This window comes from Streptomyces avidinii (genome assembly GCF_045161815.1).
GTDB lineage: Bacteria > Actinomycetota > Actinomycetes > Streptomycetales > Streptomycetaceae > Streptomyces > Streptomyces avidinii.
Genome location: NZ_CP108863.1, coordinates 7,303,236 through 7,327,807 on the forward strand (window position 1 = coordinate 7,303,236; position 24,572 = coordinate 7,327,807).

The 24,572-nt window shown below is 73.5% G+C and carries 15 protein-coding genes; 9 read left to right on the forward strand and 6 right to left on the reverse strand.

Annotated elements, in window-relative coordinates:
- Positions 1-17 precede the first annotated feature (17 nt).
- The 3 genes from OG373_RS32985 to OG373_RS32995 all read left to right on the forward strand — a co-directional run bounded on the left by OG373_RS32985 (position 18) and on the right by OG373_RS32995 (position 4,917).
- Positions 18-1,196 carry a sensor histidine kinase gene (locus OG373_RS32985; protein ID WP_397736663.1) on the forward strand — a complete coding sequence of 393 codons (1,179 nt, stop codon included), beginning with the start codon at positions 18-20 and terminating at the stop codon, positions 1,194-1,196.
- Complete coding sequence (locus OG373_RS32990; protein ID WP_405442089.1) at positions 1,184-1,858, forward strand: response regulator; 675 nt, start codon at positions 1,184-1,186, stop codon at positions 1,856-1,858. The genes OG373_RS32985 and OG373_RS32990 overlap by 13 nt, the downstream gene beginning before the upstream one ends.
- A gap of 107 nt (positions 1,859-1,965) precedes the next feature.
- Positions 1,966-4,917 (forward strand): AAA family ATPase, encoded by a 2,952-nt coding sequence (locus OG373_RS32995; RefSeq protein ID WP_405442091.1) that lies wholly within the window; start codon positions 1,966-1,968, stop codon positions 4,915-4,917.
- A 26-nt stretch (positions 4,918-4,943) separates the two neighbouring features.
- On the opposite strand, the gene OG373_RS33000 is transcribed toward OG373_RS32995, so the two are convergent.
- The 3 genes from OG373_RS33000 to OG373_RS33010 form a co-directional block, all read right to left on the reverse strand.
- On the reverse strand, positions 4,944-6,509 hold the full coding sequence (locus OG373_RS33000) for an ATP-binding cassette domain-containing protein (RefSeq protein ID WP_405442093.1): 1,566 nt from the start codon (positions 6,507-6,509) through the stop codon (positions 4,944-4,946).
- Positions 6,506-9,262, reverse strand: coding sequence for a lanthionine synthetase LanC family protein (locus OG373_RS33005; RefSeq protein WP_405442095.1), 2,757 nt, complete (start codon positions 9,260-9,262; stop codon positions 6,506-6,508). Before OG373_RS33005 ends, OG373_RS33000 begins: the two co-directional genes overlap by 4 nt.
- A gap of 99 nt (positions 9,263-9,361) precedes the next feature.
- A complete protein-coding gene (locus OG373_RS33010; RefSeq protein WP_199815919.1) occupies positions 9,362-9,487 on the reverse strand; it encodes a class III lanthipeptide in 126 nt (41 codons plus the stop codon).
- A 256-nt stretch (positions 9,488-9,743) separates the two neighbouring features.
- On the opposite strand from OG373_RS33010, the gene OG373_RS33015 reads away from it, so the two are divergent.
- From OG373_RS33015 to OG373_RS33040, 6 genes are all read left to right on the forward strand, one after another.
- Positions 9,744-12,086 (forward strand): WD40 repeat domain-containing protein, encoded by a 2,343-nt coding sequence (locus OG373_RS33015; RefSeq protein WP_405442097.1) that lies wholly within the window; start codon positions 9,744-9,746, stop codon positions 12,084-12,086.
- A 143-nt stretch (positions 12,087-12,229) separates the two neighbouring features.
- On the forward strand, positions 12,230-12,904 hold the full coding sequence (locus tag OG373_RS33020; protein ID WP_405442098.1) for a hypothetical protein: 675 nt from the start codon (positions 12,230-12,232) through the stop codon (positions 12,902-12,904).
- Between the two features lie 649 nt (positions 12,905-13,553).
- On the forward strand, positions 13,554-14,156 hold the full coding sequence (locus OG373_RS33025) for a hypothetical protein (RefSeq protein WP_397736678.1): 603 nt from the start codon (positions 13,554-13,556) through the stop codon (positions 14,154-14,156).
- 120 nt (positions 14,157-14,276) lie between these two features.
- Positions 14,277-14,759, forward strand: a complete 483-nt coding sequence (locus OG373_RS33030) for a hypothetical protein (RefSeq protein ID WP_405442099.1) — start codon at positions 14,277-14,279, stop codon at positions 14,757-14,759.
- 134 nt (positions 14,760-14,893) lie between these two features.
- The gene (locus tag OG373_RS33035) at positions 14,894-15,460 is read left to right on the forward strand and encodes a hypothetical protein (RefSeq protein ID WP_405442101.1); all 567 of its coding nucleotides are present in this window, start codon (positions 14,894-14,896) and stop codon (positions 15,458-15,460) included.
- 216 nt (positions 15,461-15,676) lie between these two features.
- Positions 15,677-16,693 carry a serine/threonine-protein kinase gene (locus OG373_RS33040; RefSeq protein ID WP_405442102.1) on the forward strand — a complete coding sequence of 339 codons (1,017 nt, stop codon included), beginning with the start codon at positions 15,677-15,679 and terminating at the stop codon, positions 16,691-16,693.
- A gap of 40 nt (positions 16,694-16,733) precedes the next feature.
- Here OG373_RS33040 and OG373_RS33045 read toward each other — a convergent pair whose 3' ends face one another.
- The 3 genes from OG373_RS33045 to OG373_RS33055 all read right to left on the reverse strand — a co-directional run bounded on the left by OG373_RS33045 (position 16,734) and on the right by OG373_RS33055 (position 24,442).
- Positions 16,734-16,976: a response regulator transcription factor gene (locus OG373_RS33045; protein ID WP_397736685.1), complete on the reverse strand. Its 243-nt coding sequence runs from the start codon at positions 16,974-16,976 to the stop codon at positions 16,734-16,736.
- A 189-nt stretch (positions 16,977-17,165) separates the two neighbouring features.
- On the reverse strand, positions 17,166-19,607 hold the full coding sequence (locus OG373_RS33050; protein ID WP_405442104.1) for a SpoIIE family protein phosphatase: 2,442 nt from the start codon (positions 19,605-19,607) through the stop codon (positions 17,166-17,168).
- A 158-nt stretch (positions 19,608-19,765) separates the two neighbouring features.
- Positions 19,766-24,442, reverse strand: coding sequence for a type I polyketide synthase (locus OG373_RS33055; RefSeq protein WP_405442106.1), 4,677 nt, complete (start codon positions 24,440-24,442; stop codon positions 19,766-19,768).
- Between the last annotated feature and the right edge of the window lie 130 nt (positions 24,443-24,572).

Genomic DNA, 24,572 nt, shown 5'->3' on the forward strand with positions numbered 1-24,572 from the left:
AAGGTGTGGTCTTGGCGTTGCTGTCCTTACCGGTACGGCGCATACGGGCATTACGGGGGACGAGCGGGGTCGGATCGGGCCTGCAACGCGCCCAGTCCTTCATGGTCGTGGCCACCCTGCTGTACCGGGCGAGCCATCTGACGGTGGGCGCCCTCGCCGTCGCCCAACGCCGCTCGGAACTCCCCCTCCAGTACGCGGGATTCGCGGTGGCCCTCGCACTGAGCGCACTGACCTACGGCACCGCCCTGCGGCGCGGCTGGTTCGACCGGCGGCACATCTGGGCGGACGCCCTGGTCACCGGCTGCGTGCTCCCCCTGGCCCTCTGCGCCTGGGGCGGCCTGCGCGAACCACCGGCGATCGCCTGGGCCATGCTGCTCGGCGGGTCGGCGAGCGCCGTCGCCGCCATCTCCCTCGAACGACTCCACGCCCTCACCGTGATCGCCCTCCTCCTGGTCACCCACTTCATCGGCTACCAGGCGGTCGGCGCGAGCCCCGCCGTGATTCTCGGCCATCTCAACTCCATCGTCTCCTCCGCCGTGATGACCTGGCTGTTCCGGTGGTACCTGCTCCGTCAGGGCCGCCTCCTCGACGAGGCCAACGCCCGCGCCGTCGCCGCGGAGGCCCACAAGGCGCGCTACGCCGAGCGGCTGGAACACCACCGGGCGCTGCACGACACCGTCCTCGCCACCCTGACCACCCTGGCGTCCGGCGCGGTCGACGCCAACGCCCCGGAGGTGCGCCAGCGCTGCGCGCGCGAAGCCGCGTACCTGCGCCGGCTGATCCAGCAGACCGCCGCAGAGGTCCACCACCGGGAGATCGGCACCGCCCTGGAGGACGCGGTCGGCTCCGTCGAGAGCCTCCAACTGCGCGTCACCGCCCAGTACCACGACCTGCCGCAGGTGCCGCCCGCGGTCGCCGCCGCACTCGGCGACGCCGTGCGCGAGGCCCTGAACAACGTACGGCGCCACGCGGGCACCGGACACGCCTACCTCACCGCCACCAGGGACCCGGACGCACGCGGCGGCGCCCTCGTCACCGTGGTCGACCGGGGACCCGGATTCGACCCCGAGCGGTGCGTGCCCGGCCTCGGCCTGCGCGGCTCGGTCCACGGCCGGATGGCGGAGGTGGGGGGCCGGGCGACCGTGGACACCGCTCCCGGCGAGGGCGTACGGGTGGAGCTGAGATGGCCCGGGTGATCACCGTCTCGGTGGTCGACGACGACCGGATGCTCCTCGACGGACTGCGGGCCTGGCTGGCCGGCGTGCCGGAGCTGAGGCTGGTGGCGACCGCGGCCACCGTCGGGGAACTCCTCGGCGCACCGGACGCCCAACTCCCGTACGGCTTCGGCCGGGCCGGGTACGCCCCTCCCGACGTCGTCCTCCTCGACCTCGTCCTGCGCGACGGCTCCGCCCCCACCGACAACATCCGCCGCCTGCTGCGCACCGGGAGCCGCGTCCTGATGATCAGCACCGTGCCGGACCGCTCCCGGATCATCGAGGCCGTCCGGGCCGGCGCCGACGGCTACCTGACCAAGGACCACGACCTGCCGACCCTGGTCGCCGCCATCAAGGACCTGGCATCGGGCCGCGGTGCCCTCTCCGCGGAGCTCGCCTTCGCCTGCGCCTACGACGACAGCCCCGCACGCCCCCGGCTCTCGCCCCGGGAACGCCAGATCCTGCTCGACTACGCCTCCGGACTCACCCTGAAGTCCGCAGCGCGGCGCGCCGGCATCACGGTCCACACCGCCAAGGACTACCTGGACCGGGTCAAGGCCAAGTACCAGCAGGCGGGCCGCCCCACCCACACCAAGCTCGATCTGGCCAGGCGGGTCCGGGAGGACAGTCTCGACGCGGGCTGACCCCCCGCACAAGCCCCCCAAACGGACGGCTACAAGGGACACGCGCACCGCGCCTATCGTCACCCCCGGCGGCGCCTCGGAGGGCCCGCCGGAAAGGGGACGAGCCGGTGTCCATTTTCTGGCCGGCGCTGCCGGAGGACTGTACCGCCGCGGGTCCGAACGGCAGCCCGCACCCCCGACGGGGCGAACTCGTCGGGCGCGGACCGGAGATGGAGCAGATCATGCTCGCGCTGGCCGCTGCCCGGTCCGGCCGCGGCGCCGCGCTCATCGTCACCGGCGAGCCCGGAATCGGCAAGACCCGGCTCGCCGCCGAGGCCCTCGCCATGGCCGCCGAGACGGACATGGTCACGGTACGGGGCCGGGCCAGCGCGGTCGGCCCGCCCGTCCCCTACCGGCCACTGGTCGAGGCCCTGCTCCTGCTCTCCCGCGCCGGCCTGCTGCCCGAGCCGGACGAACTCGGCCGCTACGGACCTGTCCTGGCCCGGCTGCTCGGCGGCGCCCGGGCCGCCGACGCCGACGCGGCCTCGCACCTCGTGGTCGCCGAGACGATGCTGCGCCTGCTCGACGTCGTCGGGGAACACCGCGGCTGCCTGCTCGTCCTCGACGACCTGCACGACGCCGACCCCGGAACCCTGGCGGTCGTCGAGTACCTCCTCGACAACCTCGCGCAGCAACCGGCCGTCCTGCTCCTCGTCACCGGGTGCGCCCCCTGCGAAGCGGCCGAGCTGACCACCCGGGCCCGCCTGCGCGGAGCCGCCGCCGTCCTCGAACTCGGCCCCCTCAGCCGCCCCGACCTGCACCTGCTCATCGCCGCCGAACTGCGCGTCCCCCCGGCCGAGGTCTGCCCCGACCTGGTCCACCGGGCGGTGGACAGCAGCGCCGGAATCCCCTTCGTCGTCAAGGAACTCGTCCACGACCTCGGCGGCCGCCCCGCCCACCACGCGTCGCGGACCCCCTCCGTACCGCTCACCGTCGCGGACGACGTCCGACGCCGGACCGACCGGCTCGGCCCGCTCGGTGCGGAACTGCTGGGCATGGCCGCCCTGTTCGGCACCCGCTTCCCGCTGCCCGTGCTGGAGCGCGCGATCGGCCGCGACCACGCCGAGCTGTCCGCGGCGCTGCGGTCCGCGGTCGCCTCGTACCTGATCACGCCGGAAGGGCCCGGCACGCAGTGGTACACCTTCCGCCACCGGCTGGCGGCCGAAGCCCTGCTGGACGACCTCGGGCCGGGGGAGCGGGCCGGGTACCTGCGGCGGGCGGCGCGCGCGCTCACCGACCTCCACCCCGGACTGCCCGGAGCCTGGTGCGAGCACGCCGCCCTGCTGCACGAGCACGCCGGCGACACCCCGCAGGCCATCCGCCTCTACTGCGAGGCGGCCGGGCGGGCGACCGGCGAGGGCACCGCGGACCGGGCGGTGGAACTGCTCACCCGGGCCCACCGGCTCGTCGAACCCGGCACCGCACCCGAACTGCACGCCACGGTGCTGGAACGGCTGCTGGACGCCGTCGCCCGCTCGGCGCGCTTCGACCGGCTGCCCGCGCCCGCCGCCCTCCTGGACACCCTCGGCGGCGACGGCGGCGAACACGACATCCCCGCCCAGCGCCGGGCCGCACTGCACGCCCGGCTGAGCGACATCGCCACCCTGACGGGCCGCCCCGCGGAAGCCCTGTGGCACCTCGACATCGCCCGCTCACTGCTCGGCAGCCACCCGGCCGACCAGTACGCCGCCCTCGTGGACCTCTGCGCCGTGCAGGTGGAACTGAGCCGGCTCGCCCCCGACCGGCTGCGCACCGCCACCCGCTACGCCCACCGGGCACTGGAGGCCGCCCAGCGCGTCGACCTGCCCGACGTGGCGTGCCGGGCGCTGCTGCTGCTCGGCCTGCTGGCCCGGGAGCAGGACGAGCCGACGGCCGCGGCCCACTTCCGGCGGGCCCGCGCGATCGCCCTCGCACGCCGACTCCCCGTGCCGCGGATGGCCGCCGACGTCCACCTGGCCACCGTGGCCGCGAGCCACGACGGCCACCCCACCCGGATCGAACAGGCCCGGCAGGAGGCCCTGCGCATGGGTCTGCTGCCGCTGGCCCACGAGACGGGCTTCGTCCTCGCGCTGGACCGCATCCAGCACGGCCGGTTCGACGAGGCCCGCGACCGGATCCGCGAGGCCGCGGCCGACGCCTCACGGCTCGGACTGGGCCGCCCCCTGGCCATGCTCAGGCTCGCCGACGCCGTACGGTACGCGCACCAGGGCCGCCGCGCCGAGATGCGCGGGGCGCTGGAGCGACTGGCACCCCTGCTGGACGCCGCACCCGGCGTGCGCGCCATGTCGTACGGGCTGGCGCGGGCGTTCTGCTCGCTCCTGGAGGAGCGGCACGAGGCGGCCGGGCAGGAGTTCGCGCAGGCACTCGCCTACGACGCGGAGAACCCCGCGATCGGCGGGTTCGGCAAACACGGCATCATCCTGCTGCTCGGCGTGCTCGACGGACGCATGGGGCGGCGCCACCACACCGAGGTCGCGCGGGCGAGCGCGAGCGGGACCCGCTGGAACCACCAGTTCACCGGCCTCGCGGACGCCGTGCTGCTCGGCCGTGAGGGCCGCCCCGACGAGGCGACGGCCGCCGCGGGCAAGGCACTGGAGGCCGCCGGACTCTTCCCCGTGGCACGCCGGCTGTCCCTGCGCCTGGTCGCGCAGTCGGCGTACGAGGACGGCTGGGGCACGCCCGTCGAATGGCTGCGCGAGGCGGAGGAGTACTTCCACGACGCGGGCCTCCAGGCGGTCGCCGGCGCCAGCCGGGCCCTGCTGCGCGGCATGGGCGCGTCGGTCCGGCAGCGCCGCACGGGCACCGAGCGGGTCCCGCCGGACCTGCGCCGGTGCGGGATCACCGTCCGGGAGTTCGAGGTGGCCCGGCTGGTCGCCGAACGGATCAGCAACAAGGACATCGCCGGCCGGCTGCACATCTCGCTGCGCACCGTCGAGAAACACGTGGCGAACCTCCTGCAGAAGACCGGACACCCGAACCGGACGGCCTTCGCCACCGCCGCCCGCGACCTGGTCGCCTGACGGCCGGCCCGACCGACAGGACACGTCTACGAGAGCCGGGCCAGCGGGTGCCGGGCCGCCAGGGTCACCACCCGGTCGAAGCGGCCGTCGAGGTCCTCGTCCCCGTGGTGCACCACCAGCAGGGCGCGCCCCGCGGTCCGCTCGCGCAGCAGCCCGAGCACCAGCTCCCGGCCGCGGTCGTCGAGGTTCGCGAAGGGCTCGTCGGCGAGGTACGCGTCCGCGTCCTCGCACAGGAGCGCGGCCACTGCGGCGCGCTGGCGCTGGCCGGAGGACAGCTCCGAGGGCAGCTGGCCGGCCTGCGCCGCCAGGCCCAGTACCGCGCGCAGCCGCTCGTCGGGGACGAGGTCGCGCACCGGCAGCGGGGGCAGGTTCACCGGGGCGGTCAGGCTCGCCACCCGGGGCGGCAGGGTGACCGACCCGGCGTCGGGGGCGAGCGTCCCGGCGATGATGTGCAGCAGGGTGGTCTTCCCGCAGCCGTTGGGGCCGCGCAGCAGCACGTGCTCGCCGGCGCGCAGCTCGAACGCTTCGATCGACACCCCGGCCACATCGCTCCCGCCGGACCCGGTTTCCGCCCCGGCCGCCCCGCCGTACACGACGCGGGCCCCATGGACCCGTACCAGGGCCCCTTCGTCGTGGTACGGGGTCTCCCGGGACTCCCTCAGGGACTCGATCCGCTCGAGGACGGCGCTGCTCCGGCGGGCCTGCGGAATCATGTTGATGAGGTCGAACATCCCGGTCACCGCCCGCCACAGCGAGTTGACGAAGGCGAGGAAGCTGCCGAAGGACATCCGGCCCGAGAAGACGAAGAAGGCCCCGACGATCATCGAAGCGGTGTCCGACAGGTTCATCACCAGATCGCTGAGGGTCCGCTGGCGCTGTGCCAGCCGGAAGTTGACGAAGGTGAGGCCGAGGAATCCGCTCAGGGCGTCCCGGTTCGCGGCGCGGGTGCCAGCCAGCAGCGACGGCAGACCGCGCAGGGCGGGGAACGCCTCCAGCGTGCGGGTCAGCGTGTTGACGTACCGGGCCTCGGCCTCGCGTTCGGGGCCGGTGTTCGCCTCGATCCGCCTGCCCAGCCGGTTGCTGACGAACACCAGCGGCGGCACGATCACCAGCAGGATCAGGCTCGCCTGCCAGGACAGGTACAGCAGCACCCCGAGGAAGACGGCCGAGGTGACCGCCTGCCGCGCGATGCGCAGGGCCACGTCGACGGCCGGCAGGACTCCCTGCGCGACGTCGTTGTGGATGCGGCTGACGAACGAGGCGTTGCCCTCCCGCGACACCTTCCGTCCGTCCAGGCCGAGCGCGCGGCCCAGCAGCTCCGTCTCCAGCACCAGCGTGAACGCGTTCTCGAACCGCTTGCGCCGGCACGCGATCCAGTACCCCGTCGTGTTGAGGGTCAGCCCGAGCGCGAGGTAGGTGAGGCCGAGGACCAGGAAGCGCCGCAGGTCCGCGGTCAGGATCGCCTCGTCGAACAGGGCCTTCAGCAGCAGCGGGTGCAGCAGGGCCTCCAGCCCGCTCGTGGTGACCTCGGCGACGAGGATCACCACGAACGGGGCCCGGTGCCCCCGCAGGGTGCGCCAGAGCTGCCTCACCGCCCGACCTCGTCCAGCAGGAAGTCGGCCGGACCGCCCCGGTTCACCCGGTGGAGCACCCGCAGCACGCCCGCCGAGCCGGTCAGGTAGTCGGTGGAGCAGCGCAGCAGCCCGTCACCGGGGAGGGCGAGCAGGGGCGGCCGGCCGTCGGTGCGCGGCAGCCCGAAGCGTTCGGCGGGCTCGAACAGGAAGACCCTCCGGACGAAGTCGAGCTGGCGCAGCGCCGTATCGCGGTACGACCGGTCGCCGGTGAACTGTGCCGCGTCCAGCAGCGCGTCGGCGACCCCGGCCATGCCGAAGGCGTACCCGGGCATCACCGAGTACCGGACGTCCAGCCCGCGCAGGACGGTGCGGGCCGCGTCCAGGTCCCCGTAGCGCAGCAGTACCTTCAGCACGCCCGCGGAACCGACCTCGACGTACGGCTCCATCGTCCCCTCGTGCTCGAACATGACCGGGCCGCCGTCGTCGTCGATCGGCCGGGCGTGGGCCATCTCCCAGGCGAGGGCCTCCCGACCGAGCCGCAGGTAGCGGACCTCTCCCGTGACCTGGTGCATGCGCAGCAGGAACATCGCGACGCCGGCCTGCCCGAAGCCCAGCCCGGTCAGCGGCCCCTTCGCCGAGAACTCGTTCAGCCAGTGGGCGCGCCCGCCGTCCCGCTGCGCCGTCCCGCACAGGGCCTGTGCGCACTCCTGAGCCGCGGCGAGGTCGCGGGGGTCGTGGCTGCGCAGGAAGAAGCGCAGGTTCGTCATGCCGACCCCGGAGAGGCCGTAGTAGAAGGTGTGGTCGCCCTTCTCCACCGCGCGCCGGCTGGCCTGCGTCAGCAGCTCCCGCGCCTGGATGCCGAGCCCGAGGGTATCGGCCGCCCAGGCGATGCCGGACAGGCCGTTCATCAGGCCGTCCGGGTACCGGGCCGGATCGATGCCCGCGAGCCTGCGGCTCAGCCAGGCGCGCCATTCGGGCCGGACCGGGATACCGCTGGAGTGCAGGGCCCACAGGACCCCGGCGGCTCCGAAGCCCAGGCTCAGCGGGTTGGTGACGTGGGCGAAGGGGTCGACGGGGAAGAGGGTGTCGCGGCCGGTGTCGGCGGTGGCCAGGACGAAGGCGCCCACTGCCGCCTCCGCCTCCGCCAGGGCGAGGCGTTCCTCGACGACGGGGCGCTCGGGCGCGGTCTCGACCCGGTCCAGCAGGTCGGTCTCGTCCTCCAGGGCCTTCAGTACGCCGTCGAGGTCGATCCGGTCCCGGGCCAGGTCGGTGATCAGCTCGTGGACCCGCGCCGGCCAGCCCAGTCCCTCGGTGATGAAGATGCGGTACAGGTCGAGGACGTCCTCGCGCAGGTACGACATGGCGGCGATCGGGAAGACGAAGTACGCCATGGTGGAGGCGAGGGCGTACCGGTCGCCCTCCGGCCCGTACGCCTTGAAGCGGTTGCGGGAGAGGCTGAAGCCCGGGGTGTAGAGCTCGACCGGCTTCTCCAGCGCCGCTTCGGCGCTCTCGCCGGGGCCCCTCCCGCCGCTCACACCGCTCCCGGCGCCCTCGCCGGCGGACTCGGCCAGCCGGCAGGCCTCCAGGTCGACGATGGTCACCTCGTGGGTGTCCGGGTCGATGAGCAGGTTCGCGGCGGTGAAGTCGGCGAGGATCACGCCGCGGTCGTGGGCGGCCCGGATCGCGCGCGCCAGGCCGCGGAAGACGGCGAGGAAGATCCGCAGGTACTCCCGCGACTGCTCGATGTCGAACCCCGGCCGCGCGAGCGGATTGCGTTCGAGGAGCACGGAGCGGATGTCGGAGCTGTCGACGAACTCCTCGGCGATGTAGTGGTGTTCCCAGTGCCGGAACCGCGCGATCGGCGCCGGGTACGCACCGACGTCGGCCAGCCGGTTCAGGAACATCCACTCGCGGCCCAGGATGCCCACGGCGTCGTGGTCCTGACGGGGGTTGATGTTGGTGTGCGGGCGGGCCTCCTTGAGGAGCACCGGCCGGTCGTCGTTCTCGGTGTCCTCGGCCGTGTACACGCCGCCGCTGTTGGAGAACTGGATCGCCCCGGTCACCCGGAAGCGGCCCCCGAGCAGCTCGCCGTCCCCCTCGTCCCCTTCGTCCCGGTCCTCCTCGTCGGGCTTCCAGTCGTCGAACGGCCAGGGCACCCAGCCGGGCCGCGCATGCCCCGGGCGCCGGTCGTCGGGGACGGGGCCGTCGGGTCCGAGGATCCGCGGCCGCCTGCGCCCGAGGACGTCGACGGTGTGCGTGTCGAGGAACTGGCCGTAGCGGAAGTAGAGCGCCTTGCTGTCCCGGTACCGCAGGTCCGACAGGACGTACGCCCCCTCGACGCCCTCCAGGAGGCGGGCCAGATCGGCCAGGCAGCTCCTGAACTCGTGGTCGTCGCGGGGGTAGACGGTGACGAGCTTGCCGCCGCTGCCCCGGGAGATGGACTTGGAGTTGAGCATCTCGAAGATGTTGAGGTCGAGAGCGATCTTGAAATCGATCCCGCGTTCCGTCAGGTGCCCGATCACCGAGGTGGCGACCTCGCGCACGTGGCGGTGGCTCGACGACACGTGGATCTTCCAGCCCTGCGCCGGCAGGGCCGGGTTGTGCCGGTGGCTCCACCAGATGCCGCTGCGGACGAACCGGGCCCGCACCGTCTCGTCGAACGCGGCGAGGAAGTGGTCCGCGTTCGGCTCGTAGAAGACGTCGAGCGGGTCGAAGAACAGGGTGTCGTTCCACGCGAAGAGGAAGCGGTATACCCAGCGTTCGTTGCGCATGTCAGCCTCTGTGATCGTCCGAGGACCGCCGACGGCAGCGGCCGTTGGGAACAGCGGGTCCGTGCGGGGGCGCGCCGAGCCCCCGCACGGACCGCCGGGTCAGTTCGGGTTCTCCGGCTCGTGCGGAGACTTGCAGCAGTTGCTGTTGCTGCTCGTCAGGCTGACGGTGGCGGCAGCGCTCTGCGTGGTGCGGGCTTCCATGTTCTGAAGCTTGAGGACGCTCATCCGGATCACCTCCTCGAAGGTCGAGTGCGCGGTTCGCGCGGCTGATGTCGATTCCTTGCCGGCCGATCGGCAGTTCCGACTCAACGCCATCCGCTCCACCCGCACATGGGCGGTGGCCCCGCATAATCTCCGCCCGCGCCCCCCACCGGAGTGCCGTCCCGCACCGGGCACAATGGTGGTGGTCCGCACGCTCCGGCCGACGGTCGCGGTGTGGTAGCGACGGGCGTTGTCAGACCGGGTGGCTAGCCTCGGCGGTATGTCTGAGACCTCCGCGGGTGCGCCCGACGACGTGAACGCCCCGCTGCCCGATCAGCGGTGGACCGTGCAGTGGGCCGACGGGCCCGTGCCGGACCACCGGCGGCTGCGCTCCCTGGGCGGCCACACCGGCCCGGTCAGGTCGGTGGCCACGGCGATCGTCGACGGCAGACCGGTGGTGGTGTCGGGCAGCCGGGACAACACGGTGCGCGTCTGGGACCTGGCGACGGGCGAGCAGCTCCACGATCCGGTGACCGGCCGCACCGATCCGGTGTCCTCGATGACCGCCGAGGTCCTGTCCGTGGCCACGGCACAGGCCGACGGGAGGCCGGTGGCCCTCACCCTGCACGGTGACGACTCGGTCCTCGTGCGGGACCTGGCCACGGGCCGCGCGGCAGGGGAGTTCGTCAGGCTGGTGGAGAGCACCGTCCTCGACGGGCGCCGGGTGCTGCTCACCCTCGGGGCCGACGGGACCCTGGGCGCGTGGGACCTGCTCACGGGCGGCCGGGTCGGCGTCTTTCCGTCGGCGGCCGGCCTCGCGGTGCTGGAGGGCCGCCGTGTCGTCCTCACGGTCGACGACATCGACGTGGACCGGACGGTACGGGTGTGGGACCTGGGCACCGGCGAGCAATTGGCCCGGTCGCTGACGGTGGAGCGGACCGTCACCCTCGACGGGCGGGTGCTCGCCGCCACCGTCGTGGGTCCCGGCGAGGCCGGGGAGGAGCGGCGGCTGTGGGACCTGGCCACGGGGGAGCCGGTTGCGACCCCCTCGGCCGCCGCGGCCCTGTCCGACGGCACGGAGGTGCCCGGAGTGTCCACCGTGACGGTGGTGCACGGGCGCGTCGTCGCCGTCGGGTCGGATGCCGAGGAACCCCGGTTCATCGGCCCGCTGGCGCTCGCCCGCCAGAACGGCGCGCTGGCACGGCACCGGGCCCGGGAGACCGCGTTGCTGGACGGACGTACGGTCGCCCTCACCGCCGGAGCGGCCGGGGACGGGACCCTGCGCATCTGGGACCTGACGGAGGACGGGCCGCGCGTGAACGGCATGCGCGTGATGCGGAGCATCGGTGCGAGCGAGGCGGTCCCCGTCTTCCCGCCCGGCCCGGAGCAGGCCGCCGACCTGTGGCGCCGTGTCTCCGGCCGAGGGCCCGGGAACGGCCACGGCAACGGTCCGGTCGGAGGCGGCAGCGGCAGCAGCAGCGGCGATCGGACGGCCCTCACCGTGGAGCAGGACGGCACGGTGGTCGTACGGGACCGCGCCACGGGGAAGCCCGTGGGCCCGCCCCTGACCGGCCACACCGGCAAGGTCCAGGACGTGGCCACCACGGTCCTGGACGGTCGGCCGGTGGCCGTCACCGCGGGCGCCGACCACACGGTCCGGACCTGGGACCTCACCCATGTCCACGGGGACGGCCCGCCCCGCGCCGGGCACACCGGAACGGTCTGCGCGATCACCACGGCCGTTCTCGACGGGAGCCCGGTGGCCGTCACGGCAGGCGCCGACCGGGCCGTGCGGGTCTGGGACCTGGCCACCGGGCAGCAGGTCACGGCCCCCGTGACGGACCTGGAGGGCGAGGTGACCGCCATGGTCACGACGGTGGTCGACGGGCGGCTGCTGGTCGTCACCGCCGGTTCCGGCGACGCGCTGCGCCTGCTGGATCCGGTGGGTGGGGGACAGCCGCACGAACCCGTCACCACCCCTCACGGCCGGGTGCTGGCCCTGGCCACCGCGACCCTCGCAGGCCGGCCGGTCCTCGTCACGGCCGGCGCCGACCGCACCGTGGGCGTCTGGGACCCCGCCACCCGCCGGGCGGTCGGCGAGCCGCTCACCGGCCACGCCAGCCGGGTGACCGCCGTCGCGACCGCGGAGCTGGAGGGGCGGCCCGTCGCGGTCACCGGAAGCTGGGACAAGACCGTACGGGTGTGGGACCTCGGCACCGGCCGGCAGATCGGCGAACCGCTGACCGGCCACACCGACTGGGTGACCTCGGTGGCCACCGTGCTGGTGGACGGGCGGCCCGCCGCGGTCAGCCGGAGCCGGGACAAGACGGTCTGCCTGTGGGACCTGGCGGCCATGCGGCAGATCGGCGGGGCGCGGACCGGCCACGCGGATCCGAACGGGCCGATGGCCGTCATCGGCGGGGGCGACGGGGGCGCCGGGCGGCCGGCGGTGGCCGTCGGTCAGGGACAGACCGTGCGGTGCTGGGACCTCGTGACGGGGAACGAGGCCGGGAACGAGTACGTGCTGCCGCTCGCGGTGGGTGCGCTGGGGGCCGCGCCGGGCGGCCGGCTCGTGGTCGGCTTCGGCCCGGAGGTGGCGCTGCTGCGTCCGGTGGCAGGTTGACTCAATCGGACCGTACCCCTCCGGTCGGTCGGGAGAATCTCAGGAGCAACAGGCGGTGATCGAACGCGCGGCGGGCGGCGAGTGAATTCGCGTCCTCCGTACGGCGGTTCACCGATCCCCCCAGCACCGTGAGAGGTTCCACGATGACCACACACCGCGTCAGGCGTTATGCAGCCCGCGCGTTGACCATGACGGTGGCGGCCTGCGCCGTCGCGGCGGCGACCGCCCTTCCGGCATCCGCCTCCGACCAGCCGACACGACAGCTGCTCATGGCCGACTGCGCCTCGGGCGAAGGCAAGTGCACGTTCAACTCGCCCCGGCTCGAGGAGGCGTACCTGGGTGAGCTCCGCCAGGTGTCGAACTCGCTGTTCAACTGCAGCACGTCCGACTCCACCCAGTCGATGACCTGGGACGACACGGTGGGCTCCACCGACTCCCTGGGAGTTTCCGTCACGGCGGGAGGCAAGATAGCGGGCATCGTAGACCTGAGCGTAACGGCGAGTTACAGCCACAGTTGGTCGAGCAGTCACTCCGAGAGCAGTTCGCTCAATATGACGGTGAAGCCGGGCGAGGTGGGCTGGATCTCGCGCGCCCAGGTGATGCAGCGGGTCTCCGGCACCTGGCAGACCCACTACGACAGCCCCAAGTGGGGCCACTACTACTGGTTCTTCCAGGACACGATCACCAGCCCGGCCAAGAACGGCACGGACGGCAAGAGCAACGCGGTGGTGGTGAAGACCCGCAAGATGACCGCCGCGGAGAAGCGATCCTGCACCGCCGAGGCCCACCAGGGCCGCACCTTCGTACAGCCCCGCTGACCCACCCGCCCCCGGCCCCCTCCCCGGGCCGGGGGCGGACCGCGCTGACGCCGGCGCGCGCGACGGGAGCCCTTCGACCCCCGCGTCCGGCTCATCCGCCCCGCTGTGCGCCACCCTGCTCCGCCCGGGCGCCGCCCTGGGGGACGCGGGCGCCCGCAGGAGGCACTCGCCGTGCCCCGGGAGCCGTGCCCCGGGAGTCCGTGGCCCGGGAGTCCGTGGCCCTGTACCGCGCGCTCGCCCGCGCGCCCCCCAATACCGCCCGGCGCGCTCCTCGCCGACGCGCTGTCCCTGTATGCCGACGCGCTGTCCCTGTATGTGGTGGCCCCGGCGGACCCGGGGCGGCTCCGGGAGGCGGCCGAGGCCCCGAGGCTCCCGCCCTCGCGGAGGCCCGCGCCCCGGAGGACCGGCCGCGGTGATGACGCCGCCGGGGGCTTTTAGTCGGTGTTTATGAGGGTGTCAAGCCCCGAGATTCCGGAACATGACCCGGATGTGGCCCCCGGGGCTTACTTGTGGTGCGGGCCTCACCGGAAACAGAACGAGGCAGACGGAAGAGACGGAAATCCTCTCCGAGGATCACTTCTCCCCATATCCGCACCTCCCCGGAAATCCGGGGAGGTCACATATCCCTCTTCATCAGTAGGAGAAAGTCATGAACCGCAAGATGCACACCAACAGCATTGTCCGTCCGACCCGTCGCGGCTTCCGCATTGCGACCCTGGCCGCCGCGGCAGCTGTCGTCACCGGTGGCGTCCTGCTCCCGGCGTCCATGGCCTCGGCGACGCCCGTGACCTCCCACGTGGCAACGGCCCTCCCGAACGCCGGAGGCGCCGGAGGTGACGGTGGCAAGGGCGGTACCGGCGGTCTCGTCGGTGGCGCCGGTGGAGCCGGAGGCTCCGGTGGCGGCAGCGTCACGGGCACCGGCGGCAAGGGCGGTAACGGCGGTACCGGTGGGGACGGCTTCCTGGTCGGCGGCGCCGGTGGCGGCGGCGGCGGTGGCGGCGAGGGCCGCATCGGTGGCGCCGGTGGTAACGGCGGCGACGGCGGCTTCGGCGTCCTCCAGGGCGGCAACGCCGGTGGCGGGGGCGGGGGCGGCGACGGCTTCCTCAAGGGCGGCAAGGGCGGCAACGGCGGTAACGGAGGCTTCGGCGTCTTCAACGGCGGCAACGGCGGCAAGGCCGGAGACGGCGGCCTCGGTGGCCTGATCGGCGGCCTCGGTGGCAACGGTGGCGCCGGCGGCGGAAGCATCTTCTAAACCGCACACCGCAGTACCCGGCTCAACGGGTGGAGGCCTTCGGGCCTCCACCCTCCCCACCCCCTTCTCACCCCTTCTCATCCCCCCACCTCGGTATTTGCGGAAACGGAGAACCACGCCATGTTCACGAAGTCCTGGCAGCGTCCGATCATCCTGGTCACGGCCTCTCTGGCCCTCGTCACCGGTACGGCGTGCGCCGCGCAGGCGTCGCAGCAGTCCCACACCCCCACCGGCATCAACGCCTCGGCCCCGGCCGACCAGCCCGAGCACTGCATCGGCTTCGGCGCCGGCGGCAAGGGCGGCAAGGGCGGCGAGGGCGGCAAGGGCGGCCGGGGCGGCGAGCCCGGTCAGCCGGGTGAGCCCGGCCAGCCCGGCGGAGTGGGCTGCCTCAGGTTCGAGGACCTGCCCGACAAGTCGAAGGCGGACCTGACGGTGGTGGACAAGGTGCGCATCTCGCTCATCGTGCTGGCGGCCGACGAGCCGGACGAGATGACGAAGAAGATCGCCGACAAGTACAAGATCTCGGACAAGCAGATCGACACCTGGAAGAAGTACTACGTCGAGGGCGACTGGTTCGCGCTGATGGCGGACGGCCGTACCTGACGAGAACACAGGCGCACCACCGCGGCGCCCCGGCCTGCAGAAGGCCGGGGCGCCGACGAATCCCGGGGAACAGCCGGCCGGATATGGATCGGGCCACTCGATACGGAAAGCAATTCCTAGGCAGGGAGAATCTCATGCGTATGCGGTCCACGAAGTTTCGTCTCGGTCTCGTCATTTCGGCCACGCTGATCGGCGCCGGTGCCATGGCACCGGTCGCCACGGCAGCGCCGACGGCGGCAACCGGTCAGGTGGCCCCCGCGTTCGCCGCCGATGACTCCCGTCCCGGCGGGGGCCGGTTCGACGGCAGGGCGGTCCTCGAGAGCATCAAGGTGGACAAGGGCAGCGTCCGCGTCGGTGACCGGGTCTGTGCGGGCAAATGCAACGGAACGGTGAACGGCACCACCAGCGGCAAGGGCGGCATCTGCGCCGGGCTCTGCAACGGGAGCGCCAACGGCGGCACCGGCGCCACCGGCGTGCCGGGCGGCACGGGCGGTACCGGCGGGAAGGGCGGCATCTGCGCCGGCTCCTGCAAGGGAAGCGCCAACGGCGGGACCGGCGGCACCGGCGGGAACGCGCTGCCCGGCGGTGACGGCGGCAAGGGCGGCACCGGCGGCGAGGGCGGCCTCTGCCTCGGCTTCGGCTGCGGGGTCACCGGCGGCTTCGGTGGGGCCGGCGGCGCCGGCGGCTTCGACGAGGACTGACCCACCGGCCACCACGACGACCACCACCGACCGCATCGCGCACGGTGACCGGCCCCGACGGGGCCGGTCACCGTGCGCGATGCGTATGCGTGTGGGGATGCGCGTGTCGATCCTGTCGGACCGGCACTCGGGTGGCCCCGTCGATAGACTTCCAGGTAGGGAAGAGCGGCCCGCCGCGTCCGGCGGCGCCGTACGGCCAGGTGAGCGGGGCGTCCGATGAGCGAGGTTTCCAACCTCAGCGTGTACGCGGGTCGTGCCTCGGGCCTCATCGGGAAGCGGATCGCGGGCTACCGGGTGGAGCGCATGATCGGCCGCGGCGGCATGGCCGTCGTCTACTGCGCGAAGGACCTGCGCCTGGACCGTACGGTAGCGCTCAAGCTGATCGCCCCGGAACGCGCCCGCGACGAGACCTTCCGCCGCCGCTTCACCCACGAGTCGCGGGTGGCCGCGTCGATCGACCACCCGCACATCGTGCCCATCTTCGAAGCCGGTGAGACCGACGGCGTCCTCTACATAGCGATGCGCTACGTCTCCGGCCTGGACCTGCGCGCACTGCTGGACCGGGAGGGTCCGCTGCCCGTCGCGACCGCGCTGCGCATCGCCGCCCAGGTGGCGTCCGCGCTCGACGCGGCCCACGACCACGACCTGGTGCACCGGGACGTCAAACCCGGCAACATCCTGGTGGCAGCGGGCACCGACAGCGAGCACCCCGAGCACATCTACCTCACGGACTTCGGGCTGACGAAGAAGTCGCTGGCGCTCACCGGGTTCACCACGGACGGGGAGTTCGTCGGCACGCTCGACTACATGGCGCCGGAACAGATCTCCGGCAGGCCGGTGGACGGCAGGTGCGACCTGTACAGCCTGGCGTGCGTCGTCTACGAGACCCTCGCCGGCGGGCCGCCCTTCCAGCGCGAGGAGGACGCGGCGCTGCTGTGGGCGCACCAGTACGACCCCCCGCCCCCACTGACGGAAAGGCGGCCGGGAATCGCTCCCGCCGCCGCCGACGTGCTGACCAAGGCCCTGTCGAAGATCCCCGAGGACCGTTACGGATCCTGCCTCGAATTCGTGGCCGCGTTGCGCGTCGCCACGGGAGGCGGCACCGGCCGTATGGCCGATCCGCCTGCGCGGGAGAATTCCCGTACCCCCGGTGCTCCGGGGGACTCCGCGCCCCCGAAGGAGCCCCCGGTCTGGGCCCGGCCCGTCTTCTACGGCCTGCCCGGCGGCCCGTAGACCGCCCCGCCCGCTACGGGCGCTTCCATGTCCGAGTGCGTCACAGCCCCATGGAGATGGCCAGACGGGTCATCTCGGCCGTGGTGTTGATGTTCAGCTTGGCGCGGATGCGGCGCAGATAGGCGTCGACCGTGTGCTTCGAGAGCCCCATCTGGCGGGCCGCCTGCAGGTAGGTGCAGCCGGCGGCGATGTGTCGCAGTGCCTCCTGCTCGCGCGGGGCGAGCGTGGGGACGGTGGCTTCGGTCTGCGCTTCGGTCTGCGGGGCGGTGAGGGTGAGAGTCATGATTTCCTCCGACAGGTCGGCCTGGTCATCACTGCTCACGTCCTCGGAAGCAGGGGACTCGTACCTGAATGTCGGTGTTTGTCCCTGTTAAAGAGCTTGTGGGCGCGACTTCATGGAGGTGTCCGTCAACTGTCACAGGCGCGTCACAGGGAACATTTCCGTGCATATTGCCCTGCCTGGTACGCGTCCTCAGAACCCCGTGAGGGACTGCTCGGCCCAGATGGTCTTGCCGATGGCCGCGTGCCGGGTGCCCCAGCGCTGGGCGAGCTGCGCGACCAGCAGCAGACCCCGCCCGCCCTCGTCGAAGGTCCGGGCCCGCCGCATGTGCGGGGCGGTACTGCTCGCGTCCGAGACCTCGCAGATCAGGGTGCTGTTCTTCTCGTGGATCAGCCGCAGCTGGATGGGCGGCTGGCCGTACCGGATGGCATTGGTGACCAGCTCGCTGACCAGGAGCTCGGTGACGAAGGCGGCCTCCTCCAGTCCCCAGGCCGTCAGCTGGTCGGTGGCCTGCCGCCGGGCCGTGGCGACGACGGAGGGGTCGGAGGGCAGGTCCCAGACGACGACCTGGTCCGCGTGCAGGCTCCGGGTCCGGGCCACGAGCAGGGCCACGTCGTCGTCCGGGCGGTGCGTCAGCATGGTCGTCAGTACCCGGTCGCAGACCGCCTCCAGCGTGTCCGCCGGCCGCGCGAGAGCCGCGAACATACTGTCCAGCGCCTCGTCGATGTCGTGGTCGCGGGGCTGCAGCAGACCGTCCGTGTACAGGGCGAGGATGCTGCCCTCGGGCAGCTCGACCTCGGTCGTCTCGAAGGGCAGGCCGCCCAGGCCCAGCGGCGGACCGGCCGGGACGTCGAGCAGATACACGGAGCCCTCCGGGGAGACCACGGCGGGCGGCGGGTGCCCGGCCCGGGCCACCGTGCACCGCCGGATGACCGGGTCGTAGACCACGTAGAGGCAGGTGGTGCCGATGCCCCCGGCCGTCTCCCCGCCGGTCTCCTGGTCGCCCTCGTCGGCGGACAGGTGGATGACGAGGTCGTCGAGGTGGGTGAGCAGCTCGTCGGGGCCCAGGTCCACGTCCGCGAGGGTGCGTACCGCGGTGCGCAGCCGGCCCATGGTGGCGGTGGCCCGGATGCCGTGGCCGACGACATCGCCCACGACCAGGGCCACCCGGGCGCCGGACAGCGGGATCACGTCGAACCAGTCGCCGCCCACCCCGGCCTCGCCGCCGGCGGGCAGGTAGCGGGAGGCGATCTCCAGCGCTGCCTGATCGGGCAGCGTGTGCGGGAGCAGGCTGCGCTGCAGGGTCATCGTGGTGGTGTGCTCGCGGCCGGACCGGTACGCGTTGCGGATCCCGGCTGCCGCCCGGGCGGTGAGCTCCCCGGCCACCCGCAGGTCCTCCGGCCCGAAGGGCTCCCGCCGCCGGTGGCGGCTGAAGACGGCCACACCCAGCGAGCCCCCGCCGGCCCGCATCGGCACCACCATGAGCGAGTGGGCCCCGTACTCGCCGATCCAGGCGGCCCCGGGGTCCTCGGCCGCCCACCGGGCGAGGGCCGGGTCCGCCGCCCCGTACACGGCGCCGCGGCCCGCCATCAGCACCTCGACGGGCGGGGACAGCGCCGGATAGCTCGTCGTGTCCCCGACGGCGACCTGGGACTCCGGGGTCCCGTCGAGGATCGACCGCGCCGCAGCGCGGCACACGGTGACCGGCCCGTCCACCGGGACCGAGGACGGCTCGTCGCCGCGCGGGAGGGGCTCCAGCAGGTCGACGACCGCGAAGTCGGCGAACCGGGGGACGGCGGCGTCGGCCAGCTCGTGCGCGGTGCGCACGCTGTCCAGGGTGGTCCCGATGGGCGCGGCGGCGTTGTCGATCTCGTCCGTCAGGAGCATCTGGTGCTGGACGCTCTCCACCGCGCTCCGGTCGTGCGCGGCCAGGCACACGGCGTGCACCCGGCCGTCCGGATCCCGCAACGGCGCCACCGAGGTCGCCCAGCCGTGATCCGCGCCGCCGACCGTCGGATGGACGAAGGACTCCATGTACTGCGGCTCACCGGACTCCAGGGCCACGCGCATCCTGCGCTCGGTCTCGTCGCTCACCGGATCCGGCGCGATCTCCGGCAGCCGCAGCCCGCGCATCTCGGCCTCCGTGAGGGAGAGCGCGCGCTCCATGCCGGAGTTCGCCCGCACCAGCCGCAGGTCGGCATCGAAGATCGCCAGGAAGCAGGGGGACTGGGTGAACGCCCATTCCTTCAGCGGCTCCTCCCAGGGCGAGCGGCCCGTGCCACCGACGGCGGACACCACGAACCACTTGGTGGTCCCACCGCTGGACGTCCAGCGGTGCGCGAGCAGCGCCACCTCGATCCGGTGGCCGTCCCGGTGCCGCAGCGCCACCGTGCCGCTCCACCGCTCCTGCGCCGACGGAATCCGGCTCGCCGCTTCGCTGAGGACATCGGCGAGCCGGTGGGCGGCGGGCAGCCCCACGACCTCGGACGGCACGTAGCCGAGCAGACGGGTGGCTCCCTCGCTCCACTCGGTGACGATGCCCTCCTCGTTGATCGTGGCCGAGGCCGTGTACGCCGACTCGAAGGCGCCCGTCTCCTCGGGCCGCTCACCAGGAGAGGTGGGAACTCGCTCCATCGCCACTCATCTCGCCCTCGCTCGTTCCGCTGCCGCCGTCCCACGGGGACCCGCACGGCCAGGCGCTCCTCTGACCAGGATGATCCAGCGGGGCAAGGAGCACCAACGCAGGACACGGCCCTGTGGACACCGCCGGAAGGCGGTGTCCACAGGGCCGGTCACGCGGCCGCGGCCGTGTCGAGGAGCAGCAGCTCGCGTGCCAGCGCAGCCACGGCCTGCCGGATCCGGCCGGGCGTGTGGTCGTGGGTGACGAAGAAGCGCAGCCGGGCCAGTTCCTCCGGTACCGCCGGATGGAGGATGGGGTTGACGCTGATGCCGCGCCGGAAGAGGGCCTCCGCGAGGCGCAGGGTCTTCAGCGAGTCCCCGACGATGCACGGGACGACCGGCGTGCGGTGACTGTCGCCGGTGTCGACGCCCGCCTCGCGCGCGAGGTGGACGAACAGCGCCGCGTTCTCCGCGAGACGTGCCACGCGCTCCGGCTCGGTACGCAGCATGCGCAGGGCGCCCAGTGACGCCGCGGTGTCGGCCGGGGTCATCCCGGCGCTGTAGACGAAGCCGGGGACGGTGTAGCGCAGGTACTCCACGACCGGGCGGCTCCCCGCGACGTAGCCGCCGCAGCTCGCCAGGGCCTTCGACAGGGTGCCCGACCACAGGTCGACGGCCGTGCGGTCGATGTCGAAGTGCTCGCCGATACCGCGCCCCGTCCGGCCGATGGTCCCGATGCTGTGCGCCTCGTCGATCATCAGCAGGCAGCCGTGCCGGTGCTTGACCTCGACGAGGGCGGGCAGATCGGCGATGTCCCCGTCCATGCTGTAGACGCCTTCGACGACGACGAGGACCCGCCGGTACTCGCCGCGGACCTGCCTCAGCAGGGCGTCGAGGGCGGCCGCGTCGTTGTGGGGGAAGGGCCGCCGGGTCGCGCCGGAGAGCCTGCACCCCTGCAGGATGCTGTCGTGGGCGAGGGCGTCGTGGACGATGAGGTCCCCGGGTCCGACGAGGTGTCCGATCACGGTGACGTTGGTGGCGTGCCCGTTGGCCAGGGTGATCGCCGCTTCGCATCCGAGCAGGTCGGCGAGCTCGTTCTCCAGTTCCAGGTGGAGCGGGCGGCTGCCGGACAGGAGCCGGCTGGCGGACACCGAGGTGCCGAAGCGTTCTGTTGCCTCCCGGGCCGCCGCGCTCACCTGCGGGTGGGTCGCCAGGCCCAGGTAGTTGTAGCCGGAGAAGGAGAGGAGCTCCCGGCCGTCGACGACGGTCGTGTCCGTCATGCCGCGCTGGTGGACGAGGAAGTACGGATTGGGCAGGCCCAGCCCGGAGAGGGTCGCGATGCGCTCGCTGTGGGCGATGACCTCGGGGAAGCACTCGATCCTCGTGTGCTCCTCGGGCAGCGCGGTAGCGGCCGGAGCCGGAGCCGGAGCCGGGGCCGGAGCCGGAGCCGGGGCCGGGGCCGGGTCCCGGTCCGGGGCGGGATCCGGCGCCTGCCCCTCGCCTGCCCCGGAGCGCTGCCCGGGGAGGGCCGCCGGTACGGCGTCCGGGCATCCGCCCGCGATCATCGCGGCTATCGCTCCGACGGTCGGCCGATCGGTGACCGTCTCGTCGTAGGTCCACTGCGGCCACTGCTGCCCGAGGGCGGTGAACAGGTCGGTCAGCATCAGCGAGTCGAAGCCGAGGTCGTCGACCAGCAACTGGTCGTCGCGCAGATGAGCCACCGGGAAGGCGCTGACCCGGGACACGTGCGCGAGCACGACCTCCCTGACCTCGGTGAGCTCCCCGGGCGGTGGCGGATCCTCGTCGACGGGAACGTCAGCGGGAGCGGCGGAAGGGGTGGGGGCCGGCGCGGCCGCCGGCGCGGCGGGGCTCCGCTCCGGGAGCGCCCCGGCGAGGCGGGCGAGCAGTGCCGTCTGCTGCTGCATCAGCCGCAGCAGTTCGTCCATCGGGTGGTGCAGCGACTCGTCCATGGCGATCTCCTCGGGCGATACGGGCGATACGGGCAGGCGGGAGGCGGTGCGGTCGTCCGCCCTCCGGGGGTGCCGACGAGGCACCCAGTAGGACCGGGTGGCGAGCCTCGCCACCGGCAGGTCGAGCAGACGGCGCCCCTCCCGGGGAACCAGGGCGCGCGGGTCGACCGCCACGCCCAGGACCGCGAGCCGCGCGAGGGCCCGTACGAGGCTGCGGGCATCGTCCGGATCCTCCCCGGTGACGGGGACGACGTGCACGTCGCCGCGGTCGGCGAGGCTGCGCCGCACCGAGGTCAGCAGCGAGTTGCCGCCGGTCACCTGGAGGAAGACGCGGGCCCCCTGGCCGTAGGCGGTACGCACGGCGTCGTCGAACCGGACCGGCGCGGACGCGTGCCGGGCCCACAGCGCGCGCAGCCCCTCCGGGTCGGTGCACAGGGCCGCGCTCACGGACGACACGAAGGGCAGGACCGGGCTGCTCACGGGGCGGTCGGCGAGGTCCTCGCGCATCCTCTCGTCGGCGTCGGCGAGCCGCGGCGAGTGGAAGGCGTTCGAGACGTCGAGCGCCACCGTGACGACGCCCGCCTCGGCGCAGGCCCGCCGCATCGCGGCGAGCCCGTGCGGCGTACCGCTGACCACGACCTGCCGCGGCTGGTTGAAGCAGGCGAGCCACACGTCGTCGATGCCGGTCACCAGCCGGCGGCAGGTCTCCTTGTCGGTCTGTACGGCGAGCATCCCGCCGCGCAGCCCGCTCTCGCTCTCCCGGAGGGTCGCACCCCGGTGGACCAGCAGGCGCACGGTGTCCTCCGCGGTGAGGGCGCCGGCCGCCGCGGCCGCCGCGAACTCCCCGACGCTGTGGCCGAGGACCAGGTCGGGCCGGACGCCGAGGTCGGCGAGGAGCCGGGTGGCGGCGATCTGGACGGTACCGAGCAGCGGCTGGCACACCTCGGTCGAGGCGAGCCGGCGCCCGAGCTCCTCGGCCTCGGCGCCGCCGTCGGCGCCGGGCGCCCCGCCGAACAGCAGGTCGACCAGGTCGAAGCCGCTGTCCGGGCGGGCCGCGGCGCCGAGGCCGTCGACGGTCGCCCGGAAGCCGGGGAACCGCTCGTAGAGGTCCCGCACCATGTTCGGCCGCTGGCTGCCCTGGCCGGGGAAGAGGAAGGCGAGGCGGCGCCGGTCGGCCGGCAGCGGAGCGTCGGCGGCGAAGGCGCCGTCGCCGAGGTCGCCCCGGTCCCCGGCGGCGAGCTGCCGGCGCGCGTGGCGCAGCCGCTGGACGAACGCCTCCGTGCCGTCGGCCACGATCGCGAGCCGGGCCGTCAGCGGCCGGCGGGAGCCGAAGGTGTGGGCCACGGCCGCCAGCGGGGCGGGGTCCGCCGTGTCGAGTGCGTCGAGAACGTCGCCGATGTGCTGGTCCAGCAGCTCGGCGTCGCCGGCCGAGAGCAGGACGAGCTGCGGTCCGGCGGCCCCGCCGTGTTCCGGGAGACCGATGAGGGGGAGGGAAGGGGAGGGGGAGGGCCGCTCCTCCAGAACGACGTGGACGTTCGTCCCGCCGAATCCGAACGAACTGACAGCGGCCCGGCACGGAGCGCCGGAGGTCGGAAAGGGTCGCGGGCCGTCGGCGAGGCGCAGCCCGGCGGTGTCGATGTCCAGGTCCGGACGGGCGGTGGTCCTCGGCTGCGGAACGATCGTGCGGTGGTGGACGACCAGGGCCGTCTTGATCAGCCCGGCGATGCCGGCAGCGGACAGGGAGTGCCCGATGAGGGCCTTGCCGGCGCCGAGGTAGCACAGCGAGGGGTCGTCGTCGGGGTACTCGGTGCGCAGCCGGCGCAGCGCCTCCACCTCCACGAGGTCGCCGGTGACTGTCCCCGTGCCGTGGGCCTCCAGGAAGCCCACGGTGGACGGGGCGAGGCCCGCGTCGTCGTAGGCCCGGCGCATGGCACGCAGCTGACCCTCGGGAGCGGGCGCGAGCGGTCCGGGGGACGCGCCGTCGTTGGCGGAGCCGATGCCCCTGATCACCGCGTAGACCCGGTCCCCCGCGGCGAGCGCGTCGTCGAGCGGCCGTACGACGACGGCGCCGGCGCCCTCGCCGAGCACGAATCCGTCGGCGCCCTCGTCGAAGGGGCGGCAGACCCCGGTGGCGGACAGCGCCCGGAGCGTGGAGAAACCGATCAGGCCGTCGGGCGTGAGGCTGAGGTACACGCCGCCGACGACGGCGATCCGGCAACGGCCCTGGCGCAGTTGCGCCACGGCCTGGTCCAGGGCGACCAGCGAGCCGGAACAGGCGGCGTCGACGGCGAAGCTGGGCCCGCCGAGGTCGAAGTGCCGGCTGACGGTGCCGGGGGCCATGTTGAGCAGGCTGCCCGGCAGGCTGAACGCCTGGACGCTGCCGAGCGCCTCCGCGTGCTCCCGGACGGCGTCGATGCCCCCGCGGTGCTCCGCCGCCGCCTGCCGTGCGTCATCGGCCAGGGCGATGGCCCGGATGGGGGCCGACATGAGGTCCTTGTAGTCGGACACCGACAGGCCGCAGAAGACCCCGGTGTTCTCCCGGTCGAAGTCGCCCCGGCCCAGCCCCGCGTCGTCCAGGGCCTCCCGGGTGACGTCGAGCAGCAGGCGGTGCTGCGGGTCCATGGCCCGGGCGCGCGCGGGCGGTACGCCGTAGTGCGCCGCGTCGAAGCGGTCCACGTCGTCCAGGAAGGCGACCTGGTCGGTGTACGCGGCGTGCGGGGCCGAGGGATCGCCGGGTTCGTGGAAGGTCTCGTGGTTCCAGCGCTCCTTCGGGACGGCGGCGAACTGCCGTTCCCCGCTCAGCAGGAGCTTCCAGTAGGCGCCGATGTCGGGTGCGCCGGGGAAGCGGCAGCCGAGTCCGGTGATGGCGATGTCGGTCATGGGAGGTCTTCCTTGTCGTGAGGTGGGGGAGCGGGGCGGAGAGGCGCGCCGTTGGTCAGTGGCACGCGCGGGCCGGGGAACGGAGGGCGGGCCGAGCCGCGGGACACCTCCGGACGGGGGCCGGGGGAGG

Coding starts and splice junctions, on each gene's coding strand:
- OG373_RS33035 (WP_405442101.1), top strand. CDS start 14,894: ATGCGTATGCGGTCCACGAAGTTTCGTCTCGGTCTCGTCATTTCGGCC.
- OG373_RS33020 (WP_405442098.1), top strand. CDS start 12,230: ATGACCACACACCGCGTCAGGCGTTATGCAGCCCGCGCGTTGACCATG.
- OG373_RS33025 (WP_397736678.1), top strand. CDS start 13,554: ATGAACCGCAAGATGCACACCAACAGCATTGTCCGTCCGACCCGTCGC.
- OG373_RS33050 (WP_405442104.1), bottom strand. CDS start 19,607: ATGGAGCGAGTTCCCACCTCTCCTGGTGAGCGGCCCGAGGAGACGGGC.
- OG373_RS33015 (WP_405442097.1), top strand. CDS start 9,744: ATGTCTGAGACCTCCGCGGGTGCGCCCGACGACGTGAACGCCCCGCTG.
- OG373_RS33055 (WP_405442106.1), bottom strand. CDS start 24,442: ATGACCGACATCGCCATCACCGGACTCGGCTGCCGCTTCCCCGGCGCA.
- OG373_RS33010 (WP_199815919.1), bottom strand. CDS start 9,487: ATGAGCGTCCTCAAGCTTCAGAACATGGAAGCCCGCACCACGCAGAGC.
- OG373_RS33045 (WP_397736685.1), bottom strand. CDS start 16,976: ATGACTCTCACCCTCACCGCCCCGCAGACCGAAGCGCAGACCGAAGCC.
- OG373_RS33040 (WP_405442102.1), top strand. CDS start 15,677: ATGAGCGAGGTTTCCAACCTCAGCGTGTACGCGGGTCGTGCCTCGGGC.
- OG373_RS32990 (WP_405442089.1), top strand. CDS start 1,184: ATGGCCCGGGTGATCACCGTCTCGGTGGTCGACGACGACCGGATGCTC.
- OG373_RS33030 (WP_405442099.1), top strand. CDS start 14,277: ATGTTCACGAAGTCCTGGCAGCGTCCGATCATCCTGGTCACGGCCTCT.
- OG373_RS33005 (WP_405442095.1), bottom strand. CDS start 9,262: ATGCGCAACGAACGCTGGGTATACCGCTTCCTCTTCGCGTGGAACGAC.